This window comes from Gilliamella sp. B3023, assembly GCF_026536845.1.
GTDB lineage: Bacteria > Pseudomonadota > Gammaproteobacteria > Enterobacterales > Orbaceae > Gilliamella > Gilliamella apicola_E.
This window is the reverse complement of the sequence record NZ_JAFNNH010000080.1, coordinates 1-540: the sequence shown is the minus strand read 5'-3', so window position 1 is coordinate 540 and position 540 is coordinate 1. Positions and strand designations below refer to the sequence as shown.

Here is a 540-nt window from a genome sequence, read left to right as displayed (position 1 = left end):
CTGACTACTACCGGTAATGAGTAAATCAAAGTACAGTTTGTTAGCACCAGTAGTAGGAAAGTTTCTACCGTAAAGTGACGGGTCTGTTGACTGAGTGAGAAAACCCTTAGCAGGGTTCCACATTGAAGCAGGACCAGCAAAATCAAAAGATGGGTAACGAGGATAATCACCACGCTTACCATACAATAAGTTAGGCCGAGCAAAACAAACAGCTGGTCCACCCTTAGGATTGACGTAATAAGTCACATTACTGGCACTGAAAGTACTACGATTAGGAAATCCGTAACGAGTAGATAATGTACCGTCAGCACTAGATAACGTGACCTTATAAGGTGCGTTACAAATTGTTGGAACGGTACTACGTGATACCGTTTGACCGCTTTTATCGACGATAGATAAACTTAAAGAACCTGTAGCAGTAACGCCAGAATCTCCATCATCATCTCCCCAATAATTATTAGGAGGACCGATAAGTGTACTTAAATCGACTGAATTAGTGTTAGTAGGAACGAACATCCGAATATCAGCAAAACTCTGACC

1 protein-coding gene is annotated in these 540 nt (G+C 41.7%); it reads right to left on the bottom strand.

Annotation, left to right across the window (positions count from 1 at the left end):
* A partial coding sequence (locus tag J3U16_RS12060; RefSeq protein ID WP_267343226.1) for a hypothetical protein occupies nucleotides 1–540 on the bottom strand: 540 nt, incomplete at both ends.